Source organism: Paenibacillus sp. 276b, from assembly GCF_900107875.1.
In the GTDB taxonomy this organism is placed as follows: Bacteria; Bacillota; Bacilli; order Paenibacillales; family Paenibacillaceae; genus Paenibacillus; species Paenibacillus marchantiae.
On the sequence record NZ_FNRR01000004.1, the window covers coordinates 208,556 to 230,425 of the forward strand.

The 21,870-nt window shown below is 42.3% G+C and carries 17 protein-coding genes; 9 read left to right on the forward strand and 8 right to left on the reverse strand.

The genetic code is table 11. The annotated features are described in order from the left end of the window. Positions 1-57: 57 nt before the first annotated feature. The 3 genes from BLV50_RS20160 (at position 58) to BLV50_RS32515 (ending at position 6,301) form a co-directional block, all read left to right on the forward strand. On the forward strand, positions 58-519 hold the full coding sequence (locus BLV50_RS20160) for a MarR family winged helix-turn-helix transcriptional regulator (RefSeq protein ID WP_090809633.1): 462 nt from the start codon (positions 58-60) through the stop codon (positions 517-519). Between the two features lie 79 nt (positions 520-598). After that, entirely contained in the window at positions 599-2,176 is a 1,578-nt protein-coding gene (locus BLV50_RS20165) for a leucine-rich repeat domain-containing protein (protein WP_090809635.1), read from the forward strand. 693 nt (positions 2,177-2,869) lie between these two features. Further along, a complete protein-coding gene (locus BLV50_RS32515; protein ID WP_143038137.1) occupies positions 2,870-6,301 on the forward strand; it encodes an S-layer homology domain-containing protein in 3,432 nt (1,143 codons plus the stop codon). Between the two features lie 168 nt (positions 6,302-6,469). Here BLV50_RS32515 and BLV50_RS20185 read toward each other — a convergent pair whose 3' ends face one another. Together BLV50_RS20185 and BLV50_RS20190 are read right to left on the reverse strand one after the other, a co-directional pair. After that, positions 6,470-7,513 (reverse strand): alpha/beta fold hydrolase, encoded by a 1,044-nt coding sequence (locus BLV50_RS20185; RefSeq protein WP_090809637.1) that lies wholly within the window; start codon positions 7,511-7,513, stop codon positions 6,470-6,472. Between the two features lie 275 nt (positions 7,514-7,788). Continuing rightward, entirely contained in the window at positions 7,789-8,655 is an 867-nt protein-coding gene (locus BLV50_RS20190; RefSeq protein WP_090809639.1) for a helix-turn-helix domain-containing protein, read from the reverse strand. Positions 8,656-8,830: 175 nt separating this feature from the next. Between BLV50_RS20190 and BLV50_RS20195 the strand changes: the two genes are divergently transcribed. Further along, positions 8,831-9,862, forward strand: a complete 1,032-nt coding sequence (locus BLV50_RS20195; RefSeq protein ID WP_090809641.1) for a quercetin 2,3-dioxygenase — start codon at positions 8,831-8,833, stop codon at positions 9,860-9,862. Positions 9,863-9,869: 7 nt separating this feature from the next. Further along, a complete protein-coding gene (locus BLV50_RS20200; RefSeq protein ID WP_090810007.1) occupies positions 9,870-11,219 on the forward strand; it encodes an MFS transporter in 1,350 nt (449 codons plus the stop codon). A gap of 333 nt (positions 11,220-11,552) precedes the next feature. Here BLV50_RS20200 and BLV50_RS20205 read toward each other — a convergent pair whose 3' ends face one another. The 5 genes from BLV50_RS20205 to BLV50_RS20225 form a co-directional block, all read right to left on the reverse strand. Next, positions 11,553-12,875, reverse strand: a complete 1,323-nt coding sequence (locus BLV50_RS20205) for an amidohydrolase family protein (RefSeq protein WP_090809644.1) — start codon at positions 12,873-12,875, stop codon at positions 11,553-11,555. A 196-nt stretch (positions 12,876-13,071) separates the two neighbouring features. Further along, positions 13,072-13,683 (reverse strand): TetR/AcrR family transcriptional regulator, encoded by a 612-nt coding sequence (locus tag BLV50_RS20210; RefSeq protein WP_090809647.1) that lies wholly within the window; start codon positions 13,681-13,683, stop codon positions 13,072-13,074. A 355-nt stretch (positions 13,684-14,038) separates the two neighbouring features. Beyond that, on the reverse strand, positions 14,039-14,467 hold the full coding sequence (locus BLV50_RS20215; RefSeq protein ID WP_090809649.1) for a hypothetical protein: 429 nt from the start codon (positions 14,465-14,467) through the stop codon (positions 14,039-14,041). 71 nt (positions 14,468-14,538) lie between these two features. After that, positions 14,539-15,498, reverse strand: a complete 960-nt coding sequence (locus tag BLV50_RS20220; RefSeq protein WP_090809651.1) for a S8 family peptidase — start codon at positions 15,496-15,498, stop codon at positions 14,539-14,541. Positions 15,499-15,568: 70 nt separating this feature from the next. Further along, positions 15,569-16,513 (reverse strand): hypothetical protein, encoded by a 945-nt coding sequence (locus tag BLV50_RS20225; RefSeq protein WP_218135414.1) that lies wholly within the window; start codon positions 16,511-16,513, stop codon positions 15,569-15,571. Between the two features lie 213 nt (positions 16,514-16,726). Between BLV50_RS20225 and BLV50_RS20230 the strand changes: the two genes are divergently transcribed. The 4 genes from BLV50_RS20230 (at position 16,727) to BLV50_RS20245 (ending at position 20,737) form a co-directional block, all read left to right on the forward strand. Continuing rightward, on the forward strand, positions 16,727-17,560 hold the full coding sequence (locus BLV50_RS20230; protein WP_090809655.1) for an MAE_28990/MAE_18760 family HEPN-like nuclease: 834 nt from the start codon (positions 16,727-16,729) through the stop codon (positions 17,558-17,560). Positions 17,561-17,654: 94 nt separating this feature from the next. Next, the gene (locus BLV50_RS20235; protein ID WP_090809657.1) at positions 17,655-17,924 is read left to right on the forward strand and encodes a hypothetical protein; all 270 of its coding nucleotides are present in this window, start codon (positions 17,655-17,657) and stop codon (positions 17,922-17,924) included. Between the two features lie 200 nt (positions 17,925-18,124). Continuing rightward, positions 18,125-19,162, forward strand: coding sequence for an ROK family protein (locus BLV50_RS20240; protein WP_090809659.1), 1,038 nt, complete (start codon positions 18,125-18,127; stop codon positions 19,160-19,162). Between the two features lie 375 nt (positions 19,163-19,537). After that, positions 19,538-20,737: an MFS transporter gene (locus BLV50_RS20245; RefSeq protein ID WP_090810011.1), complete on the forward strand. Its 1,200-nt coding sequence runs from the start codon at positions 19,538-19,540 to the stop codon at positions 20,735-20,737. Between the two features lie 248 nt (positions 20,738-20,985). Here BLV50_RS20245 and BLV50_RS20250 read toward each other — a convergent pair whose 3' ends face one another. Then, complete coding sequence (locus BLV50_RS20250; protein ID WP_218135415.1) at positions 20,986-21,504, reverse strand: hypothetical protein; 519 nt, start codon at positions 21,502-21,504, stop codon at positions 20,986-20,988. Between the last annotated feature and the right edge of the window lie 366 nt (positions 21,505-21,870).

The window sequence follows — 21,870 nt, forward strand, 5'->3', positions numbered from 1 at the left end:
GTCAACTATATATTCATAAGCCTACTTTGATGTATCGAGGAGAGGGAAACAACAATAATGAGTAAAAATCCGGTTAAAACCAAAGATAGAGAAACTCTGGAACTGGCACTAGGTGAGCAGATCCATGCGCTAATTAGTGCTTCGCATGCGCTCAATGTTCGATCTGCCGAGCGTTTCGATGCGACCTTGCAGCCTGCTGCTTTTCATCTGGTGCGGTGGTTGTACTCTTACGGTCCTACAAGCGCCGCAGCTTTGGCAGAAGCGACGGCTATGGACCGCAGTTCGGTAAGTCGTTTGATTAAACAACTTGAGAAGGCAGGGTATGTAAGCAAGGAGCCGGACCCCGAAGATCGACGCGGCGTTTTGTTGTCTTTGACGGAGCTTGGTCAACAATCGACGGTGAGTGCGCTCAAGGAGAAGGAGTCAACTTTTTATGAACGCATATCGGGATGGAATGAAGAGGAACTGGAACGTTTCACCACTATGCTTCGTCAGTTCAATGGACTTGAGTTGTTGTAAGTAAAGTGATCGAGCTATGGATTAAACGAGGAGGGACCGATATAGAAGATGGGAATACTACAATTTACTTTCGGAGTGGATGATTATTAAAATTTGGATGCTTGTTCCAGCAGAAAAGTCTATGCGTATTGAACTGGAGTCGTTTGAGCAAGATGATGAACGAATGGATGCTTATTTTGAGGGAAATAGCAAACATTGGGAGCCACCGGTATTCGTGACTAAACGAAAAGGTAACAAGAGTGATTGTATTAAATATTCTATTACTTTTTTAGTGTTTTCGAAAAAAGCAAAAGAAGTGTTGACTCCTTTGATCGGCAAGGACGTCGAGTTCCTGCCTCTGATTCATGAGGAGCACGACATGTTCGCCGTAAAGGTGAATCGGATACAGGATTTCATCGATATGACCAATCCAGTTGAACGAAGAATGGGTTATGGTTTTTTCTCGGAATACATACACATCCTACCAGAGAGAATTGAAGTGGATGCGCATTTGTTCTGTTTACCCCAACACCACCATCTAAGATTTTTTGCGACAGACACATTTAAAAAAGTGGTGGAAGAGAATAAGTTGAAGACCTTTCAATTCATTGAGGTATGGGATACGGAAAACACAGAGGAGATGAGAAAAGAACGTCTGAAAGCATATGATCAATACTATGCTGCCCTTGCGGACCGACAGCAGGTTCCATATGAAAGCGCAAGAAGCATGGTCGAATTAGGAAATGTTTTTCGTCATGATGATCACATATTACTTCAGGAAGATGACCAATTTCTGATTGGGAAAATACTTGATAACGAGACTATTCAATGGATAAGGCCCACTTATATCCCACCCATATATTTTGAATGGCAATGGTACATGTATGAGTATTCCGAACGTGAGAGTGCTAGACAAGAGTATTTCGCAGAGGTATCCCACAAAGTAAACGGGCTAAAAGGAACGAAAGTTCTCTTCGAGGATGAAATTCTGGAACGCAGTATTCGGGCAGAGCTTCAAATTTTCAAGGAGGATCTGACGGATATTAATCTTCTTCAATTAAGGAATATATTTCGTTATCATGAAAAAGGAAGCGTTTACTATCTGGACGGAATCCAGTATGCCAAAAATCTGAAAAGCTTTAGCATTCGTGATACTCCGGATTTTGATCTAGACGAGCTGAAGTACCTTCCAGAGAATGTAGAAACATTATGTATCAACGATAATGGATTGACTAGCATTTCTAAATTGAATGAACTTAAGCATCTATCAAAATTGGATTCCATTCACATAGAAAATAACAAACTGGTTGATTTATCTCCGTTAAAAATCTTCCAACATTTACAGTGGATCAGGGCAGATCATAACCAGATCGAAGACATTCTTCCCCTCAATCAAATCAGGGAGTTGAGGAAGCTTATATTGGACCATAACCCAATTAGGAATATTCACTTATTGGAGTTGCCGGAGCTTCGAAGTTTAATAATCGAAGGGGTACATACAGAGGATTGGAGCTTTTTGCTGACTCAGTTCCCAAAACTGGAGGACGTAAAAATCTCTGAGAGGGGAATGTCAGAGGCTTCTCGCAAGAGTATGAGAGCAGTTATCAAAAGCAAGCGGTTCGAGGTGAGTTGGTCTCTGGAGGCCGGAGGCAGCAAAACATATAACAAGCCGAGATGATAAGAATTAGATAGCAAGTGCTCGTTATGCAACTGTGGGTACGAAAAAAATGTAAAATGATCTAATAGAGTAAGGGCCAGCCGACTCGTGACCACATTTCACAACCCGTTAACTTACCCTTCACAAAAGTAAACATGTAAAAGCTAAATCAAAACCCAGTCAAACCCAGAGTACCTACGGATTCAGGGCGCATTGCGTCTGTGCATTCGTGGGTTCTTTTTTTATATTAGGCAGATGCTCCGTCCTCAAATATTTACAAAGTCCTTCATTTATACCTCTTCAGCACCTCTGTTCTGCTAATTCTCTTCCTAATGCTCCACTAGCTGTGGTGGAACTTTCCTGAATGGTGAACAAAATCTGAATTTTTCTTCACCCTCTTGCAACCTCTCTCTAGTCCATTCCAGCACCTCAATATGGAGGATGATAGAGCATAATCTTCGTAGATACAGCAAAAGAAATCGTTAACGAAATATAAAGTGATGCAGGGATATGTCAAATTTTTAATAGGCGCTTTCATTGCGTTGACCCTGCCCTCAAAGTTTCTTATATTTACTCCCGACACAACAACTCAGAACGGTGGTGGGATGATTTTGTTCAACAATAAAGGAAAGAAAATGCTCGCTATGCTTACGCTTATACCACTGGCTACGGGCCTTGTCATGGGAGCTTTCCCTGCTGCGGTAACCTATGCGGATGCGGGAGATAACACACCAACCAACAGCTCGGCAACAGGTTCATGGCAAACGGGGGATTTGCACGTACATACGTTTGAGTCCGATGATGCGCAAAATTTCGCTAGAAAATGTACTCGACGCAGGACTGACGAAGTATGGTCTGGACTGGATCGCACTTACGGATCATTTGCGGTTATCCAAGCGGGATCAGAACGGAGTAGACATTCCAGGTGGATCGATTCCGATGTCCAAAGGGATGAATGAATACCAGGTGCCACAGATCAAAGCATTTCAGGAAGCAGGCAAATATGCAGGCAAAACGATCTTCTCCGGTTTCGAATGGGACATGCCGACACATGAACACGTTGGTGTAGGTATTCTCACAGATGAGCCGAATTCGACCGAAGCGCTGGAAGCTGCAAACGAATTTGAGTATCGTTTTACCAATCGGGATGCGAGTCTATTTGATGCGGCTGACGTAGCGGATTGGAATCAGACGGGAGGACGTGCCTATACGACCCATCAGGATGCACTAGCTGCTATCAATTGGCTGGCAACCAAGTATCCAACGACGAGTTATGCGATGATCAATCACCCTTCACGGGGCAAAAACAAATATACCATCGCGGACTTCCGTGAGTTCAACGATCTGGCTCCACAAATTGTTTTTGGTATCGAAGGTATGCTGGGCAACCAGATGGAACCGGATCGCGGCGGGTATAACACGAGCTACAACGTAGCCAATCCGACCGCAGATGATGGATACAAATACCGTACATACGGCGGTGTGGACTATATGGTCGCCAAGGTGGGCGGTTTGTGGGATGCATTGTTGGGAGAAGGGCGTCACTTCTGGAACTATGGTAATTCGGATTACCATTTCAAGACAATTGGCACGAATTCCAGCGGTTATTTTCCGGGCGAATATGCCAAGACCTATTCGTGGGTTGATGGTACTGGGATGCAAGCCGTGCTGGAAGGACTGCGTTCGGGGAAATCATTTTCCGTATTCGGTGATCTGATCAACGCACTGGACTTCACGGCTTCCGGCGCGGGTACTCAGGCTGAAATGGGCGGAGACCTGGGTGTGACCCAAGGTGACGAAGTGGAACTGAAAATCCGTTTCAAGAGTCCAACCACGAGCAACAACTATGAAAAACCAATCAACAGCGGCACGTCCGCTGGACAAGTACCGGTGGTAGATCACGTAGATCTCATCGCTGGAGATGTGATGGGCAAGGCTGAGAAGGGCACACCCGCATATTCCAAAGACACGAACGACTCCACCAAAGTACTGGCAACCTTTACGTCCAACGATTGGACAACAGATTCGGAAGGTTACAATGTCATCACGTACAAGATCAAAGCAACGGACCAGGATAAATATTATCGCCTGCGCGGTACAAATCTGGGCATGAACGTTTCTGGTGAGACCGTAAATGGTGAACCGCAACTTGACCCGAAGATCACAACAGCGGATGCAGAGACTCGGTTCAACGAGATCAATGATCAGAACTATCGCGACCTGTGGTTCTACTCTAACCCGATCTTCGTGAATGCCACACCTTACAGTGATGCACAGGCGGTAACGGATACGCTTCAAGCGATTGATCTGGGCGATCTGAACGCGGTCACTTCCGACCTTACCCTTCCTGTTGAAGGAAAACATGGAGCAACGATTAGCTGGTCCAGCTCCAACCCGGAATTGATGGATGCACAGGGGAAACTTATTACACAGCCTGAGAACAATGAGCGACTGGAATTGACGGCAACGGTACAACGTGGCAGCGAAATGGATACTAGAACGTTCACTGTCATTGTGGAGGGAACAAATAATCAGGCATTGGTGTTAAAAGGTAACATGACCACCGCTGACGGCCAGCCGTATCATACGGATACATGGACAAACCAGTCCGTAACGGTGAGTGTAACCAGCGCAGTATACGCCCCTGCTACTTCCGCAATCATTGAGTTGTCTCGTGATGGAGGGCAGACGTACGAACCGTATACAGAGAATACGCCTTTGGAGATAACGGAGTCGGGAGAAAATAAGCTGCTATTCAGAGCGACAGACGATTTGAACGAAACCTATACTTTACCATTGGTGGTCAAAATAGATCGCGAAATTCCTGTCATCACCCTGCAAGGCAACAGCCAAATGTCATTAACCGTGGGAGATATGTATAACGAGCCTGGAGCACAGGCTACCGATAATGTGGGCATCAATGGTTCCGTGCAGATTGACGGCACAGTGAACACACAAGCGGCGGGGATCTATACCCTTCGTTATAACGTGAAAGATATTGCCGGCAATGCTGCACAGGAAGTCACACGTACGGTTATCGTACAAGCCCGTTCGGGTAATGGCGGCGGGGGTTCAGGTAGTGATGGAGGCAACGCTGGAGGGAATTCCGGTGGAAGCACACCAAGCGTGCCAACAACGCCTACAGTTCCAACCACACCAACCAACCCGGATACGGGATCAGATTCTACTACTGAAGTGAAGGTAGAGGTCGAAGCGAATCAGCCAGTACAAACGGGTCTGAAAGACATCGTGCAATTCAACGCTCCGGCTGGAGCCATTGGGGAAAAAGATACGTTGCAGCTGTCCGTTGTATCCCAGGACCAATTGCAAAATGCAGCTTCGCTGAACGTACTGGGCCAAGCAGTACAGATTACTCGCAGTGGAGGACGGACATTGAACGATCAGGCAGCATTGAGTCTGCAATATGATGCTTCCAAGCTGCCACAAGGAACACAGCCAGCGATCTACTATTATAATGAAGCCCGTCAGAGCTGGGTATTCATCGGTGGTAAGACGAATGCAGCAGGAACAATATCGGCTAATGTGAATCATCTGGGTACCTTTGTTGTGTCCAGTTACACAGCTGCTAATCTGTCCGATCTGAACGGACACTGGGCATCCGACTATGCAGATCGTTTGATTGGCATGGACGTTATCCAGGGTTACACAGATGGTACATTCCAACCATCCAAGAAGATTACACGGGCAGAGTTTGTTACGTTAATCAGTAAGGCACTGGCTTTGAAGTCCGTGCAGTCGGATACGACGTTTGCAGATCAAGGCAGTCTGCCAGACTGGGCGAAGAGCGATATTGCCGCAGCCGTGCAAGCCGGAATCGTGAAGGGCTATGGAGACAATACGTTCAAACCTAATCAGACGATCACTCGTGCCGAGATGGCTGTGATGATGGCGAATGCATTGAAGTTAAGTGCAGATGCACAGTCGGGAACGAGCAATGATGCTGTAAAACCAAGCTTCACTGACGAGTTGCAAACTCCGGCTTGGGCACAAGATGCACTCAATACAGCCGTTCAGGCCAAAATTGTGAACGGATATACGGACAATACGGTTCGTGCAGGGAATATGACGACCCGTGCGGAAGCCGCAGCAATGATCTATAAGCTGCTGTTGGCGCTTCACGTGTAAAAACACAATATTTAATGAAATAAAGCAAAGGTCATCCTGAAAGGGATGGCCTTTGTTTATTTTATAGTTAACTCATATATTTCAAATAAATGATTATGTACTTGTCTCGTCCAACTTTCAATTTTATCACCTATATTAACTTCGTTGAAGTCAGCCTCGATTCGCATTTTAGTAATTTTGCATCTGCTTGATAAAGGTATCTACCATCCAATCAAAGAATCTTTGCTTCTCTTCATAATGTGGGTAGTGAGCCGAGTTCTTATAGGCAATGAATTCCTTTTGATTTCCTTCAATCTGGTCAAAAAACACCTTGGCGGCATGGGATGAAGTCATAAAGTCGTAATCTCCCATGACAAAATAAAAGGGTAGATCAAGCTTTGTAATCAATGATGGCAAAGGACGGCTCATAGCCTCACTTATTAATATTTCTTGCGAATACATGATTCCTTTATTATAGCGAATGGTATCAAGCATATTGTATTCATTGCTGAACGTCATTCCCAGGAAGCTGGTGTCAGGGCTGTCCATCAACCTTGAAGCGCCTCCGTACCGTTCAACAATATCTCGCGGTGTAAACGCCTGTCCTTGTTTGATCGGTTCATAGACCTGCTCCAACTGGTCTACGTCTTCATGATTACCAGCCAACTGGGCTTGCTCCATAACGTAATTCCATCCGTCCATCTCGCTCTGTTGTGTATCTGCCATCTGCCCGATCCCAATGTAAGCTTCATATTTTTCGGGTGCTCGCTGTGCAGCAAGTGTTCCTATGTAGGTTCCGTATGAATGGCCAATTAATATCACTTTCTTCCCCAGGCGTTGAGTAATATAATCCGTGACGGCCAATGCATCCTCTACCAACAAGTCAGTTGAGAGATTGGAATAGTCCTCGAAAAAATGATAGGATTTTCCGCTTGCTCTCTGATCATAGTTCACAATCGTAAACTGAGATTCTAATAAATCCTGGTACTTTTTGGCGTACGGAAGTTCAGATGCACCCGGTCCACCATGTAAATAAAGGATAACTGGGTTTTCCAGATCCTCCCCTCTGATCATGATTTCATGTCTCGTACCATTGATTTTAACCTGTTCCAATACATGAATAGGGTTTAAACCTTTTATTTTTGGTGTCCATGTTGGAAAATAAAGAACTACGAGTGATAGCGTTAGAGTCGTAATGCCGAGCCACAAACCTGTTTTTTTGATTTTGTTCATAGGATATGTCCCCTCTGGTTCAATGTTTTGAAGTGATTATTGTTCATGAACTCATAACTCTATCTTACTTGACTCGTTATTGATTCAAATCGAACGCCAGATTGAATTTGTTCTCAGTCTCAGGTTGGGCATGTACAGCTTTATATAAAGTCGTTTCTTCATCGCTTGATAAAATAAAAATAACCACAAAACCCGTACATCATTTCTGTAACGGTTTTTGTGGCCTTCTTATTTGAATAGAAAATATATGCACACTATCACACATCGCATGTGAATCACGACCCTTGAGGCTGCCTGAACTCTTTAGGGGTCATTCCGCATTTTTCTTTAAATATCCGATAAAAGTACTTCATATCCTGTATTCCAACCTCTCTGGCAATGGTTTGCACACTCCAATCGGTTTCGGATAACAGTTCACAACTTCGTTGTATACGTTTATTTTGTATCATCTGTGTCAGGGTGAGCCCGGTAACCTGCTTGAATGTTCTTTGGAAATGGCGAGGGCTTATGGCAAATCGTTCACACAAACGAGTAAGAATGGCGGATTCATTATAATGACTGGATATATAGTTCACTGCAAGTTGAATGTGGTCGATCAGATCTCCTTGTGCAGACTGAAGATCACTTGGCTCGGCATGCCGTATGCGAGTTAGCAAGTCCATCAGATGAAGATACAGTCGGTAACGATAACCGGATTCCTTACATTGAAGTTCAAGGTGTAAAGAGTACATGATCTTCCCGAATTCTTTCTTGTTCTCCGTTACTTTGAAGCCGTTCCCCAGAGTACGAAATGGTTGAGTGAGCTCATCAATATCATCATAGATCATGCGGTCACCGATGGCTTGAGGCCCCGATAATATGTGCTTCTCCACAAGGCAATTCATGAGCGTGACAGACTGATTCAATGTGGTCTGGAACACATGTCTCGTATCTGTAGGAATGAACAACAGGTCTCCACGAGTGATTGGGATACAGCTGTCATCGATCGAGAGTGTTCCTTGACCTGACGTCACATAAGACAATTCATAAAATGAATGCGCATGCTTCTGACATTGGTTATTTCGTATTTCTACCGGATGCATGGAAATGGGAGTGTCATGGAAAGGGTGCTCCATGTAATAGGTTGAATCGTTAAAATTCATAAACAGGAGGCCCCTCCCTCTTCAATTTTTTATTATTTAATTTTAATGGATTAAGCGAGTGACTTCAATCAATCAGATGTCGCATTTGCCCATAGGCTGGTCGCCCTAGACCATTTTTTATATAGGGTGAAGTCCTTAAAATGAACATGAATAAAGGAATGGAGGAGAGAATCAAGTGACATCAACATTATTGAGTACATTGCCTCAGACAAGAAAGCCTTATTTACTTCGTAAAGGAGAGGGCACGAGTTATACGTTCGGTAAACAGGTAGTTACGGTCATGGCAGATGCTGACAGTACAGGAGGACAGTTCGAAATGTTCACCATCGCCGGGAGTAAGGGAGAGGTGTTTCCCCTCCATTTTCATAACAGTAGCTACGAATCTTTAATGGTTCTGGAGGGAAGAGTTGAGTTGGTAATCGACGGGCAATATCATCTTCTAACTTCTGGAGACTATGCACATATACCGCCAGGGACAAGGCATGCCTATCGGTTTGCAGGTCATCGAAATCGTATGGTTTCCTATTCATTACCTGGGAATATCACGTCTATCTTTCCTGTCATCGGTTTGGCCTATTCTTTCAAGGATTACCCACCGCAGCCCCTACACGAATGGACGCAAGAGGATTTGATCCGAGCCTCCGAGGTAGCTGATATTTGTTTTGAGGATGGAGAGTTACAGTGGGGTGCTTCCCAGCTTGTTGAGACAGGAGTAGTGCACGGCGGAGTCGTTCCTTATGTATTGGAGAGTGGGGAAGGGGATCGTCTCTTAACGGGAGATCAATTGCATCGCATTCTTGCGTCTCAGAAAAATACAGATGGCGCCTACATTTTTGTATCTACAGAAGGACCGAAGGGTGAACCTATTGTAGAGCATTATCACGAGAATCATGTGGAAACTTTTTATTGTGTACAAGGCCAGATGACCATGTGGGCGAATGGAGAAGAAATTCAGCTTCATGAAGGAGACTTCCTCCACGTGCCGGAAGGTACTACCCATGCCTATCGTCTCGATGCACCGTATACCCGCTTTGTTGGAATGCTGGAGTGCGGTTTGTTTGAGCCATTCTTCCGCATATTGGGAGAGCCTTATGAACATTTTATTTTCCCGAATGAACCTGGCCCGCTACGGATGGACCGTGTTATGGCTAATATGAATACACTGGATCTGAAAGTGGTTGCCCAATCACCGTTGCATCGCAATTAAGTACATGATGGATAAAAAAACAAACCTTACACAACAATCACAATCGTATAAATTAATTTGGATTTTAGCCTTTGCGATGGTTATTTCCGTGATGAATTCCACGATGTTTAATGTGGCACTGCCTGATCTTAGAACAGAATTCGGATTGACCTCTTCCCAGGTTAGCTGGGTGGTAACCGCATATATCATTATATACGCCATAGGGTCGGTAACGTATGGCAAGCTGGCTGATATGTTCAAGCTGAAAAATTTGATTACATTTGGATTATGCTGCTTTGCAATGGGGTCATTAATCGGAGTACTGGCGGACAGTTATTTGTTCATCATTGTGGCTCGAATTCTACAATCGATAGGAGCGTCCGTTATCCCGGCCTCTTCCATGTTGATTCCAATTCGTTATGTGGCTGAAGAGAATCGTGGCAGAGCATTGGGGATTACTTCGGCTGGTATGGCTCTTGGGACAGCGATTGGTCCAATCATTGCCGGGTTCGTTCTTAGTATGGCAAGCTGGCGTTTTCTCTTCGCGATTTCCATTTTGGTACTTGTTACATTACCGTTCTTTCGAAAATATCTGGGTAATGACAAGGGTGTAAGAGGACAGGCAGATCTTCCAGGGGGGCTATTGCTGGCTGGCGTTATTACACTGTTAATGCTTGCGATTACAAGACAAAGCTTGCTCTTGTTGCTGCTGATGTTAGTGACGCTCGTACTGTTCTGGATAAGGATGAGAAGATCGTCAGCACCGTTTATATCTCTTGATTTGTTTAAAAACAAACGCTACTCTCGCGGACTTCTCATTGGATCCATGGTGTTGACTTTGAATTTGTGTGTGCCTTATCTGATCCCCCAGATGTTAACCAGTCTCAATCAGTTGTCTGCATTACAGATCGGGTTGGTGATGTCGCCTGGAGCCTTGTTTGCCGCATTATTTGGACTCTTGGGCGGGCGCATTACGGATAAAAAAGGGAATCGTTATCTGTTTTCGTGGGCTTTTGGACTGCAATTCATTGCCTATACGCTATTGTACCTTTTTACAGGTGGTTCGTATGGTGTAGTGCTGTTTGTTCTTATCGCTGCGAATACAGGGCTGACATTTGCCCAGATTGCTCTTGCGAATACCGTATCCAGAACTTTGCCGAGGCATGAGGCGGGTGTTGGTATGGGTGTCTATATGATGTGCAGCTTTATCGCTGGTGCGATTGGAACGTCGATTCTTGGAACCACATTGGATGCAAAAGGGGCAAGCACTCAAGTATTCGGTTCCATTTATATCTTTTTTGGGATATGGATTGTGGTCTCCGCAGTATTGTTTCTTTCCTTTACCAAAAAGAGAGAGTCCGAATCTGCAGCAACCTAGGTTGTACTTGGTATCGTCGATTTAAAATCGATAGAAGCTTTCTGTCATACGCAAGTTATTGAACAGGCTGTCCCACAATTCCTCTAAAGGATGGAGCAGCCTGTTTGTTATGTTTACGGAAAGATCTCAGTATCCTGAAGCTACAGTAAAAAGATCGGGATAAATAAGGCAGGGAGCAGGTTCAACACTTTGATCTTCGTAATCTACAAGATGTTTAACCCCGTATAAAGCGTCAGAATACCGCCAATCAGAGCAATTTCGTTCATGATATTCAACGTCATGAAGATGGATAAACAATTAATCAATTTATCAAGCAAGATTTCACTCCTGAATTCACCAAACTGAGTTTAGAACATCGTCGACTTCTTTGATTCTTGTGACAGATGGTGTTTGAATTAGATTTCCTTTAACCATGACAATAGAGATGTCTGACAAGGCCTCGATATGTTCCAGGGGATTTTGCTCCATAATAATCAGATCGGCATGTTTTCCGATATCCATCGTCCCTGTAATATCGTCAACACCGAGGATCTTCGCATTGGTTCGAGTCACCATGTCGATGACCTGTTTGATGTTCAGGTTGGCCTGTCTCATGTAATGGTCCAACTCTCTCCACATATCATAGTGAGTCACGTAAGGCATGGCGGCATCGGTGCCTATCCCGATGGTGATGTCGTTTTCGATCGCTTGTTTTACACCTTTGAGCATGGAATCATAGACGAGTCTGGAGTTCTCTTTTACCGTTGCACTTACCTTCGTTACGCTGGTATCAAGTGAAGCGGAGGGATAAGCGGCTTGCAGGGTGGGGATGAGTGCGGTGCAGCCATTCAGGGCATTGGGATTATTTTTGTACAAACGAATGATTTCGTCGTCCATCTCCGAACCGTGCTCAATGGTATCGACCCCACCTTGTAACGCAACCCGTACGCCTTCGGTGCTTTCCACATGCGCTGCCACCCGCAAGCCAATCTTATGCGCTTCATCGCAGATCGCCGCAACTTCGTCCACCGTCATCTGTAAACGTCCAGCTTCGCCCACCATCTTCGCATCCGTCACGCCACCAGTCACACAGATTTTGATCAGATCCACACCGTGTTTCACATTGATCCGTACATTTCTTCGTGCTTCCCACGGGGAGTCGCCAACCAGAGCCAGGAATGGAGCACCGTGTCCGCCCGTTACACTTAGGAAAAACCCGGAGACTAGCAGATTGGGGCCGACAAAGTCACCGTTGTTAATCTCATCCCGCAGCTGGACGTCCGTGTAAAAGAATTCCCCCACACTGCGCATCGTCGTCACACCCGCATGGAGTGCGGTCAGCGCGTTGCGTTTCATGCGTTTTTTCAAAACGTTTCTGCCAAACTTGGTGTTCAATATTCGATCATAGGCAAACTGCAACATGCCTTCACTAACCGAGAGACTGAACGGTTTACCGTCTGCAAAGAGGTGCACGTGGGCGTTGATCAGTCCAGGCATTACGTATTTTCCTGAGAGGTCGATTGTTGTGTAGTGACTAGGGATAAGCAGTTCGTTATCTTGGCTTATATTCTGAATAAGTCCTTGTTCATTGACAAGAATGGTCATGTTTCTTTGCAGATTGCGGCTTGAGTCGCCGTGGATCAGATTGACGTTTTTCAATGCGTAAGCGGTGTTCATATGTGTTCCTCCTTTGGATGTAGGTGAAGCGAGTAGTTAGGGTAACGAAGATACCTGTTTCAATAATGAATAAATAATTCATTTTTAGGTTAAAAAAATTGGCTGATATATGATGAAGTTTTTTTGCGTGCAAACCAAGTGAAGTTGATCTGATCTGCACGCTTTGTCTATCTGACATAAGTGATGAGATATAGCGTTATTCGTTGAGACTTTTCATACCGTACAGTCTGTATACATACAAGGCTTCGAATATTTGCTTCCGGCTGTCCTCACTCATATCCCGCTTCAATAGATCCAGGTTCATGTCGATCACGTTGTGCGCGAGGATGTTCAGTAAGATCAAATTCTCCTCGGTGCCAATCTCATACCGTTTATATTGATTCTTGAGATAGGCCTTCTTGGTTTCGATCATTAGCTCAACAAGTTCATTCTTGGCGTTGGTGTAGATGGTGCCTTTATTCTTTTCAAAGATGATCACGATTTGATTCCGATATTTCCGTAACACATCAACCTGTTCCTGTAACAGTGCCGACTTTCGCTCGCTATCCGTTTCCTCGAAAAGAGTCTGGTTATCAAAGTGAATCGTCTCCACCAGCACATTCTTCAGATAATCCACCAGATCCGGTGGCACGACGGCGTAGAATAGTTCTTTCTTATTCTTAAAATAAGTATAGATATTGCCCACGGAAATATTAATTTCATCCGCGATATCGCTCATCTTGGCATCCACATAGCCTTTTTCAAAAAAGACCTTGAGCGCCGCGTATTCAATCTCTTTCCTGACTTCGTCTTTCTTGGCTTGCACCATCGGGAACGACTCCTTAATAGTGAATGGGCGGTTCGTTATTAGGATAAGCCTTTTTGAGTGGTGTGTCAAATGAGGAGAGGGTAAACTAGATCTCGGCTTATAGAAGATCTAGTGCTTATTTCGTATGTTTATTTAAAATAATCCACTAGGACAGGATCAATATGGATGAAGACATTGAAATACATACTATTCATTTGGGCAAAAGTGACATTATTAGATTCAATCAATAATTAGTGAAGGAATTTGAAGCTCTATGCGAGAGTGGCGTGATGAATTATGTTGTATATGGGAAGATATAGAGGTAATGAACAAGGAGCACTTAAACATGTGCTCCTTGTTTTAAAATTAGATAGTCTTATTTCGAATTTAAAAGTTCAATTATGTCAGAATTTTCTTTCTTTATGGCGAGTGTTTTTTTCTCATTGTTCGGTAATAGTTGCTCAAATGTTACGTTATATAGTTCTAAGGCTTTTTTCCAATCGCCTGTATTTGTAACCTCAGAAGCTTTAGAAAGAAATTTTTCATAAATAGCCTTTTGTTGCTCATTGGAAGGAATTTCGTTATTGTTGAATTCTAAGCCTAAATAAAACATCTTTTTTTCCGGATTGTATGCATAGTGGGTTGAAGCGACTTCAGTTTCATCTGTTTCAATGTTTAGGCTTGATTCTTTCATAGTCTCAATCAAGTCATCGAGAGATACTTCTTTTTTCTCATTACACGAAATAAGCAATACAGAGACCAGAGCTATTAGGCTTATGATTATAGTAAAACGTAACTTGGTCATTCTTCATCCTCCCTAGACTTTAATGTTAAGAAGCATTTTTATTTTATTTATTATTTTAAAAAATATAACAGTTAGTTGGCTTGATTGACATATTTAATTATACTTTGAAAATCGATGAGTCCAAATCCATAGTGATCATCTCTTCCTTTTGTGCCTAAATCGATTGAAGTTTGTTTGAAAATTTCGTTAAGCTTTTTTTCATCTATTTTAGGATCAATTGTTTTCAGGAGTACTACCAAGCTTGATACTAAAATACTTGAGGCGGATGTACCAGATATAATCTGATTTTTACCATGTTCGTCCATTAAAGATGTGGGAATATCAATCCCTGGGGCACTCAAAGTTATGTCACTATTAAAATTATTTGTTTGTACATAGTTATTTTTTTGGTCAATCGCCGCAACTGTGATAACTCCTTCATATGCCGATGGATATAATTTTTGGCGTGTCATATCGTTACCTGCGGATGTGATAACCAATATGCCTCTATTAAGGGCTTCATTAATTAAATTATTTAGTTTTGCATTGTTCTTATAGGTACCTATACTCAGATTAATGATATCAACGTTGTTTTCTAGTGCAACGGATATTCCCTTATTTAAAGATTCAATTTCTATTTTTTTGTCTGTTCCAACATCAATTGAATACATTTTCAAATGGTCTCTTAGCAATTTTCCATCTAATGATGGGGTGTCTAAAAATTTACTTGTGCAAAATGCTGAGGTAATCAACGTACCATGTTTACTATCATTATCTTCTGATCCAGTTATTTTAATTTCTTCTATATCCATATTCTTCAAACAAGGACTCGTTTTATCAGTACCAGTGTCAATAATTGCAATGGATAAAGGTTTCATTGCAATTTCATCTTTTACTGGATAGTAATTTAGGTTACTGTATGGCCACTCTTTAATACTATCTGTCGCCAAAATTACCTCTATTTTATTATGAGGTTTCAAAATTAGAATAGCAAAACATATAATAATAGATAGGATAATACAACTGTAAAAAATATGTTTAGATTTGATCATAAGTAACCCCACTTACAAAGTAATAAGTTATACGACAATATTCGTTGTCGTATAACTTATTATTGATTATTTAAATACCTACTCCATAAATACCAGCATAATAGTGCGAACCAATCAAAGAACAACGAATGCTTGCATATTGTTCCCAAGTACTGTTCTGATTGACTGTGAAGGAGTATACTCCAGCCAAAGATACACTATGCGAAGCTGTCAGCTTAAAGGAAGCTTTAGCCTCATTTTGGGTCCAAATCTCTGGTTTTTTATAGTAATCGGTTTCAGTAATTTGTCCCTGTAAAGTGCAATCACCTACTTCAGAAATACCAACTGCTGCTCTTCCGCATGCTTCTCCAGTGAATTCAACGTGTTTTTGTCCGTTACTGACTTTAGTGATCTGAGTAACATAGATCTTTGAAAAAGTTGTACCATCAAATTGCTTCAATTCAGCTGTGGCACTGAAATTACCATCCGAAGGCCAGTTTTTACTTGTCATCTCTTTTTGGTTAGGCAAAGTATATACGTTTACATTATCCTCAGTAATCTCGTCAATTCTCTCTTGAGTTACTGTGAATTCAATCCAAGAGCCATCTTCAAATTCCAGTCTATCATTGGTAACTGTTGGATTCTTTTCTCTATACTCTTCAAACTCTTTCATACGTTCTTCATGAGTCAGAACGTTTAATTCTTTCTTTTCTTCGTAATCTTCTTGTAAGAAAGAAATATCTTCTTCTTGAAGTCCAACTGCTTCTGCTTTAGTTGAAGTCAGGCTTCTGATACTAGGATCTGTTGTAACAATAATTTGATCATTTCCATTCAGATCCAGGACTTGTCCAGTTTCAGCAAGTTGACTTTTAATTTTTTCATATTGTAATACTTTAGAGGCCTCAGACTCAGTTAAACCCTCGGTAATTAATTCATTGAGCTTTGTACTGGTGGAATTTAATTCTGTAGCGTTAGTAACAGGAGCTACTGACATAAGTAAAGAACATCCTAAAAGTATAGATATTATTTTCTTCAACATATTCCCTCCTATATTTACAATAATTGCAAATGCGCATTTGCCGATGTTAATCTTAACCTTGATACGTAAAAACTTAAATAGGTCAAAAAGTCTAAAAAATGTATTATTTTGTCGTTTTTTTGTTATTATACGAAGGTAGATCTTATTTATATTAAGATACAACATGCTATTTAGTTGATTAAATCGCTCTGCAGTTAAGGAGTTACTAAAATGACTTCCGCGGAACATACCACAATTAATGATGGAGCGGAGGTTAGTACTTTCGCTTCCCTTTTTATTGAAGAATTAGAGGAACGATGGTCTGAAATAGATATATTAATAGAACAAATTAAATTACAAAGTAATGTTGATGTAAAAAATGTTCTTTGTAGATCGGCGGTAGTTCTGTTAGTTGCTCATCTTGAAGGTTTTATGAAAGAAGCGGCATCAACATTAATAAGAGACTTAAACCAGTATTGTACTTTCTCGGACTTTCCAAAACGAATTCAAAAAACCTACTGCAGTTTGTTCTTGTCGACTATAAATGATAGTGGAGGCATCGATAATAGGATTCAGGGTAAGTTACTTGAGGAGTTTTCCAAATTAAATGCTCGTCTTACTGTCGAACCTTTTCTATTTGACAGAAATAAAAATCCATCACCGAGTGTAATTGAACTTATTCTTAATAATTTTGGTATCAAGGATTTTTTTAAGTTACTGCATAATTCAAAATTAGATGTTGTGTTTGAAAACAATATTTCTGAAACGAAAGAGCTTTTAACAGATTTAAAAGATTATATAAAGCAAGCAGTTGTAAGCTATCCATATAAAATTAATTTATTGGATTATCAAATCTTGATTAAAAATGGACAACTTTTAAGAGATGATTCATTGTGGATAGTATTTATAGATGAGTTATTAAGAAAACGACATTCTATCGCACATGGAGCGAATTTTCAAAATGAGATAGCAGTAAAGGAACTAGAAGATGCAAGGATTAAAGTTCAGATACTGCAATACACAATTGCGTTAGTACTGTTTAACTCCTCGATTACGACTCTCTAAAGCTGCTCTTAACTTGATTTGTGAATGGTACGTCTTAGCGTACCGACTCAAGTTCATTTTTATGTTACCCTCTCCTTAACAAAGGAGTGGTGACATGACAAGTACCGACAGTGAAAATCTCGCTTCGCAGTACGCACAACTCATCGAACAGGAAGACGATTACGTTAACCAACTGGTCACATGCAACAAACTCATCCTAGACGCCATGGACATCATCGCAAAGCAAGCAGGTGTGCTTGAGATGGATACCGTGAAACAGGCTGCGTATCACCTTCATTCCATGGAACAGGATTTGAATCGAAAGTTATTTAAAGTCCGACTGGAGAAGAGCATCTTGGCAAATCAAATGAGCCAGTCTACATAAAGTCACCTTAACTAAAAGGACAGCGCAGGATCATATAAGATGATCTTGAACTGTCTTTTTGTCTTTCCATCCAAACGTTTTTCGTTCCCAATTAAGCATTGACTTTCCTCCCAAATCCCCCTACACTTCAATTATTAAAATACTTTTAAAAACATTCATTGAATGGTTCGAAATGAACGAAAGGAGGCATATAACTTACCATGTTACCCACATCACACAACACCCAGCAGGTGAAGCGCATTAACGTTGAACTGGTGAAGAATACACTGCGATCAATGGGCGTAGGCACGAAGGCTTCGATTGCGAACCTAACCAAGCTCAGCGTAGCGACATGCGGCACAATTCTGAACGAATTACTCCAAACTGGTGAGATTATCGATCTTGGTGTGGATGAATCGAGTGGGGGGAGACCTGCCAGTCGGTATCAATTCAATGCGGACTACGCCAGCGTACTTTGCCTGATTATTCGAACAGAGGGCGGCATTCACTCAATCACACATACATATGCCAATCTGAACGGAGAGATGGCGGACGAACAGACGCTCATTTTGGAAGAGATTAATGTAACGGTGGTAGAGGATCTAATTGCAAACCTGATTGAACAACATCACAATGTGCAGGCGATTGGTATCGGCATACCTGGGGTGGCACACAACGGCGTGATTGGGATTTGCGATGTACCGGAGCTGGCGGGTCAACCGCTTGGGCCAAGGCTCAAAGAGCAGTATGATGATGTGGAAGTGGTCATTGGCAACGACATGAATCTCACGGTGTACGGACTGTACAACCAGCAACAATTTGAAGAAGAGAAGAATTTCGCGGTAGTTACGTTTCCGGAGAATCATTTTCCGGGTGCAGGTTTTATCATTGACGGTCGTCCGCTTACCGGGAACACGCAATTTGGGGGCGAGGTATCTTTTCTACCGTTTGGCGTGTCACGGGAAGAGCAATTGCGAATGTTGAAAACGACAGAGGGTTTGCAGGAACTCGTCGTACAAACGCTTGTATCCATCATCGCGATCATTAACCCGGCTACGATTGTGGTTACAGGCGATACGATGGACCCGGCTATGAGGGATGGACTGACGAAAGGTTGTCTGGATCGAATGATTCCATTGGAGCATATGCCGGAGTTAATCATCCAAAGAGACACACGGCGCGAATATGTTACGGGGCTGGTCGCGGTGACGCTGGAGAGCCTGACCTACCGCATTCAGGTCATTGAGAAGCAGTGGTAGAGGAACTGAACATTGATCGAAGGATGATCTCTCATCTGATCGAATAAATTGTAGTAACCCTTTTATATAAAATGGACTATTTCATTAAACAGGTAACGGAGAGGACAGAAAAAACCTGAAAAAGCGAAGCGGTCGCCTAAAGGCTTTCTGAAGGAAAGCTACATCGGAAGCATACGCTTATCCCCGGATTTTCACTTTGAGAAAAAGAAATCGAAAAAATCTGGGGATAACAGCGGTTGGAAGGTTGCTCTGTCATCGTAGTGTCCGTGTTAATCACCTTTAGGTTCAACTTATATAGACACAATGGAGGAACTTATTTTGAATCAGCAAGCAGGTACAGAAGGAAACAAGAAAAAGTTCAACAAGCTTTACGCCATGCAACTGGCAACGATTTTTCTGGGATTTATCGTATTTGGTATATCTGAAAATATTAAGGGACCAGCCATTCCGCGAATTCAATTCGACTTCAATCTGGATGAGAAACAGCTCGGGACGTTATTGTCCCTGAATGCACTGGGGTACCTGATCGCCTGCTCCTTCACCGCCATCCTAGTTCGCAAATGGGGCATTAAGGCAGTTAGCATCATTTCGTTTGCATCAATGATACTCTCGGGTGTGTTCATTTACGTATCTCATACATATCCACTCTTTGCTTCATCATACTTCTTCATGTACATCGGAAACGGCATGCTGGAGATTGCGCTGGCGATTCTGGGGGCGCGGATTTTTGTGAAAAACACAGGGACGATGATGAACCTTTCCCATTTCTTCTATGGGTTGAGTTCAACGGTAGCACCTTTGCTGGCGACAGGTGTGATGTCGTTGCACGTGTTTGGTCACGAACTAGACTGGCGCGGTATGTATCTGGTGATGTTGTCGCTCTGTCTGCTGCCGATTATTGCGGCGCTGCGCAGCAAATTTCCGGGGGATGATCTTCCTCATGAAGATCGGACTTCACTGAAGACGTTAACACGTGATCCAGCCATCTGGCTGATGGTGCTCATTCTTTCTTTTGGCGTGGTATCTGAACTGGCGGTTGGGGGTTGGCTTGTTAACTTTCTGGAGAAAGCCTACACGTGGGACACGGTAAAAGCATCTGGGCTGCTATCTGCGTTCTTCCTCAGCTTCTCGTTGGGACGCCTGCTGCTAGGGCCGCTTACGGACCGGATCGGATTCGTATTGTCGTTGATTCTGTTCTCTGCTTTCTCGGCGGTATGTACGTTTGTCGCCATTGCAGGCGGAGAGGGGCTGGCATTCTTCTTTGCCGTATCGGGAGCGGGTATTGCGATGATCTATCCAACAGTCATGGCATTTATCGCACGCAGATATCCGAACGGCAGTGACACTGCGATTACGTTCACAGTTACCTTGATGGGGATTGGTAGTGTCATCGGTAACTATGTAATTGGTTGGGTAATTGAAGGCGTGAAGAATGCATATGGCCCAACCACTCAGCTGGGGTTATTGCGCGGACTTCAAGCAGGGTACGGATTCATCGGCCTATGCGCTGTAATCTGTGCGGCATCTGGAATAGTGTTGTACGGGTATTTGAAGCGGAAGCAGGAACTGATTTAGCTATCATTTATTGATTTTAAAACAGAAATCGATGCTTTATGTAGAAAGCGAATAAAGTGTGAATTAACGATGCTTCTTTAAACTATGGGAACGATAGTGGAATAATACACATTAATGAGCAGATACTTCGGTATCCTGCTCTTTTTATTAAGCTAAGTGCAGGTTAGTTATTTCTTGAAATACAGAAAAAGAGCCGCAACTGCAGCTCAAATAAGTAATCGATAAAATTACACCGTAATTTAATATAGTTAGAAATTAAGATGTAGTAACGGTTTAATATGCTCAGCTGCCGCATTAAACTTATCCGCAAATTCCTTCGAATTTTCGTATTCTTTTGGCAAGTTATTCAGGAATAATTTGACCTGTTTGATCACTTTCATGCGTACTTCAGAATCTGCACGATTACCTTTTAATTGATCTCTTACAAGATAACCATATTCCCCCCTAAATATTAAAAAGTCATTGATGAGAACATTTAGTTCAGGAAAAGTTTTAGTATTTTCTTTTAAGAGAGTTAATTGGTCATTCACTAAAATAATGGAAGTATAGACATCAAACATTTGCTCAACTTCATTATCAGTCTCTATCTCACTGGTTTTAGAAAGTGTATCATCCAATTTCTGTACTCTCGCAACAAAACCAGTATAATAATTCGAATTAACCTCAACTTCTTTCTTAGTGTATAAGCTTTCAATTAAAATAAAAGTTGAAGCAATGATCAAGAGAACGACAACAACGATGATGATTTTAGAATATTTTTTCTTCATCATTAATTCAACGTGTGGTATTTTCTGCAATTTAGTATACCTCTATAATATTTTTGTTATGTACACAACATTAGCGATACTACCACAAAAAAAGGGAATAGATCTATTTGTACAATTTACCATTTATATGGAATCGAATTACAATAATCTATCATGTTCTGTAAAGGACATAGGTTGTGAAGCCCGATATGGACAACTCTACCTTACTGAATTCTGAATTCTTATATACACTTAGATCCGGATAAATTCAGATTTATAGGTCAGATATCTACAGAACACGGAACTTTTGCATGGGCAGAGAAACAGACGGTTTTTAACGAATCTGAAATAGCCCGCCAATTAAATCAAATTAACGATAAGACTAAA

What these genes read in the sequence shown, in the direction of transcription:
- BLV50_RS20245 (WP_090810011.1), top strand. Translation starts at nt 19,538, where the DNA reads ATGCAACTGGCAACGATTTTTCTGGGATTTATCGTATTTGGTATATCT.
- BLV50_RS20190 (WP_090809639.1), bottom strand. Translation starts at nt 8,655, where the DNA reads ATGAATTTTAACGATTCAACCTATTACATGGAGCACCCTTTCCATGAC.
- BLV50_RS20250 (WP_218135415.1), bottom strand. Translation starts at nt 21,504, where the DNA reads ATGAAGAAAAAATATTCTAAAATCATCATCGTTGTTGTCGTTCTCTTG.
- BLV50_RS20240 (WP_090809659.1), top strand. Translation starts at nt 18,125, where the DNA reads ATGTTACCCACATCACACAACACCCAGCAGGTGAAGCGCATTAACGTT.
- BLV50_RS20235 (WP_090809657.1), top strand. Translation starts at nt 17,655, where the DNA reads ATGACAAGTACCGACAGTGAAAATCTCGCTTCGCAGTACGCACAACTC.
- BLV50_RS20200 (WP_090810007.1), top strand. Translation starts at nt 9,870, where the DNA reads ATGGATAAAAAAACAAACCTTACACAACAATCACAATCGTATAAATTA.
- BLV50_RS20220 (WP_090809651.1), bottom strand. Translation starts at nt 15,498, where the DNA reads ATGATCAAATCTAAACATATTTTTTACAGTTGTATTATCCTATCTATT.
- BLV50_RS20160 (WP_090809633.1), top strand. Translation starts at nt 58, where the DNA reads ATGAGTAAAAATCCGGTTAAAACCAAAGATAGAGAAACTCTGGAACTG.
- BLV50_RS32515 (WP_143038137.1), top strand. Translation starts at nt 2,870, where the DNA reads ATGCGGGAGATAACACACCAACCAACAGCTCGGCAACAGGTTCATGGC.
- BLV50_RS20205 (WP_090809644.1), bottom strand. Translation starts at nt 12,875, where the DNA reads ATGAACACCGCTTACGCATTGAAAAACGTCAATCTGATCCACGGCGAC.
- BLV50_RS20230 (WP_090809655.1), top strand. Translation starts at nt 16,727, where the DNA reads ATGACTTCCGCGGAACATACCACAATTAATGATGGAGCGGAGGTTAGT.
- BLV50_RS20165 (WP_090809635.1), top strand. Translation starts at nt 599, where the DNA reads ATGATTATTAAAATTTGGATGCTTGTTCCAGCAGAAAAGTCTATGCGT.
- BLV50_RS20210 (WP_090809647.1), bottom strand. Translation starts at nt 13,683, where the DNA reads ATGGTGCAAGCCAAGAAAGACGAAGTCAGGAAAGAGATTGAATACGCG.
- BLV50_RS20215 (WP_090809649.1), bottom strand. Translation starts at nt 14,467, where the DNA reads ATGACCAAGTTACGTTTTACTATAATCATAAGCCTAATAGCTCTGGTC.
- BLV50_RS20185 (WP_090809637.1), bottom strand. Translation starts at nt 7,513, where the DNA reads ATGAACAAAATCAAAAAAACAGGTTTGTGGCTCGGCATTACGACTCTA.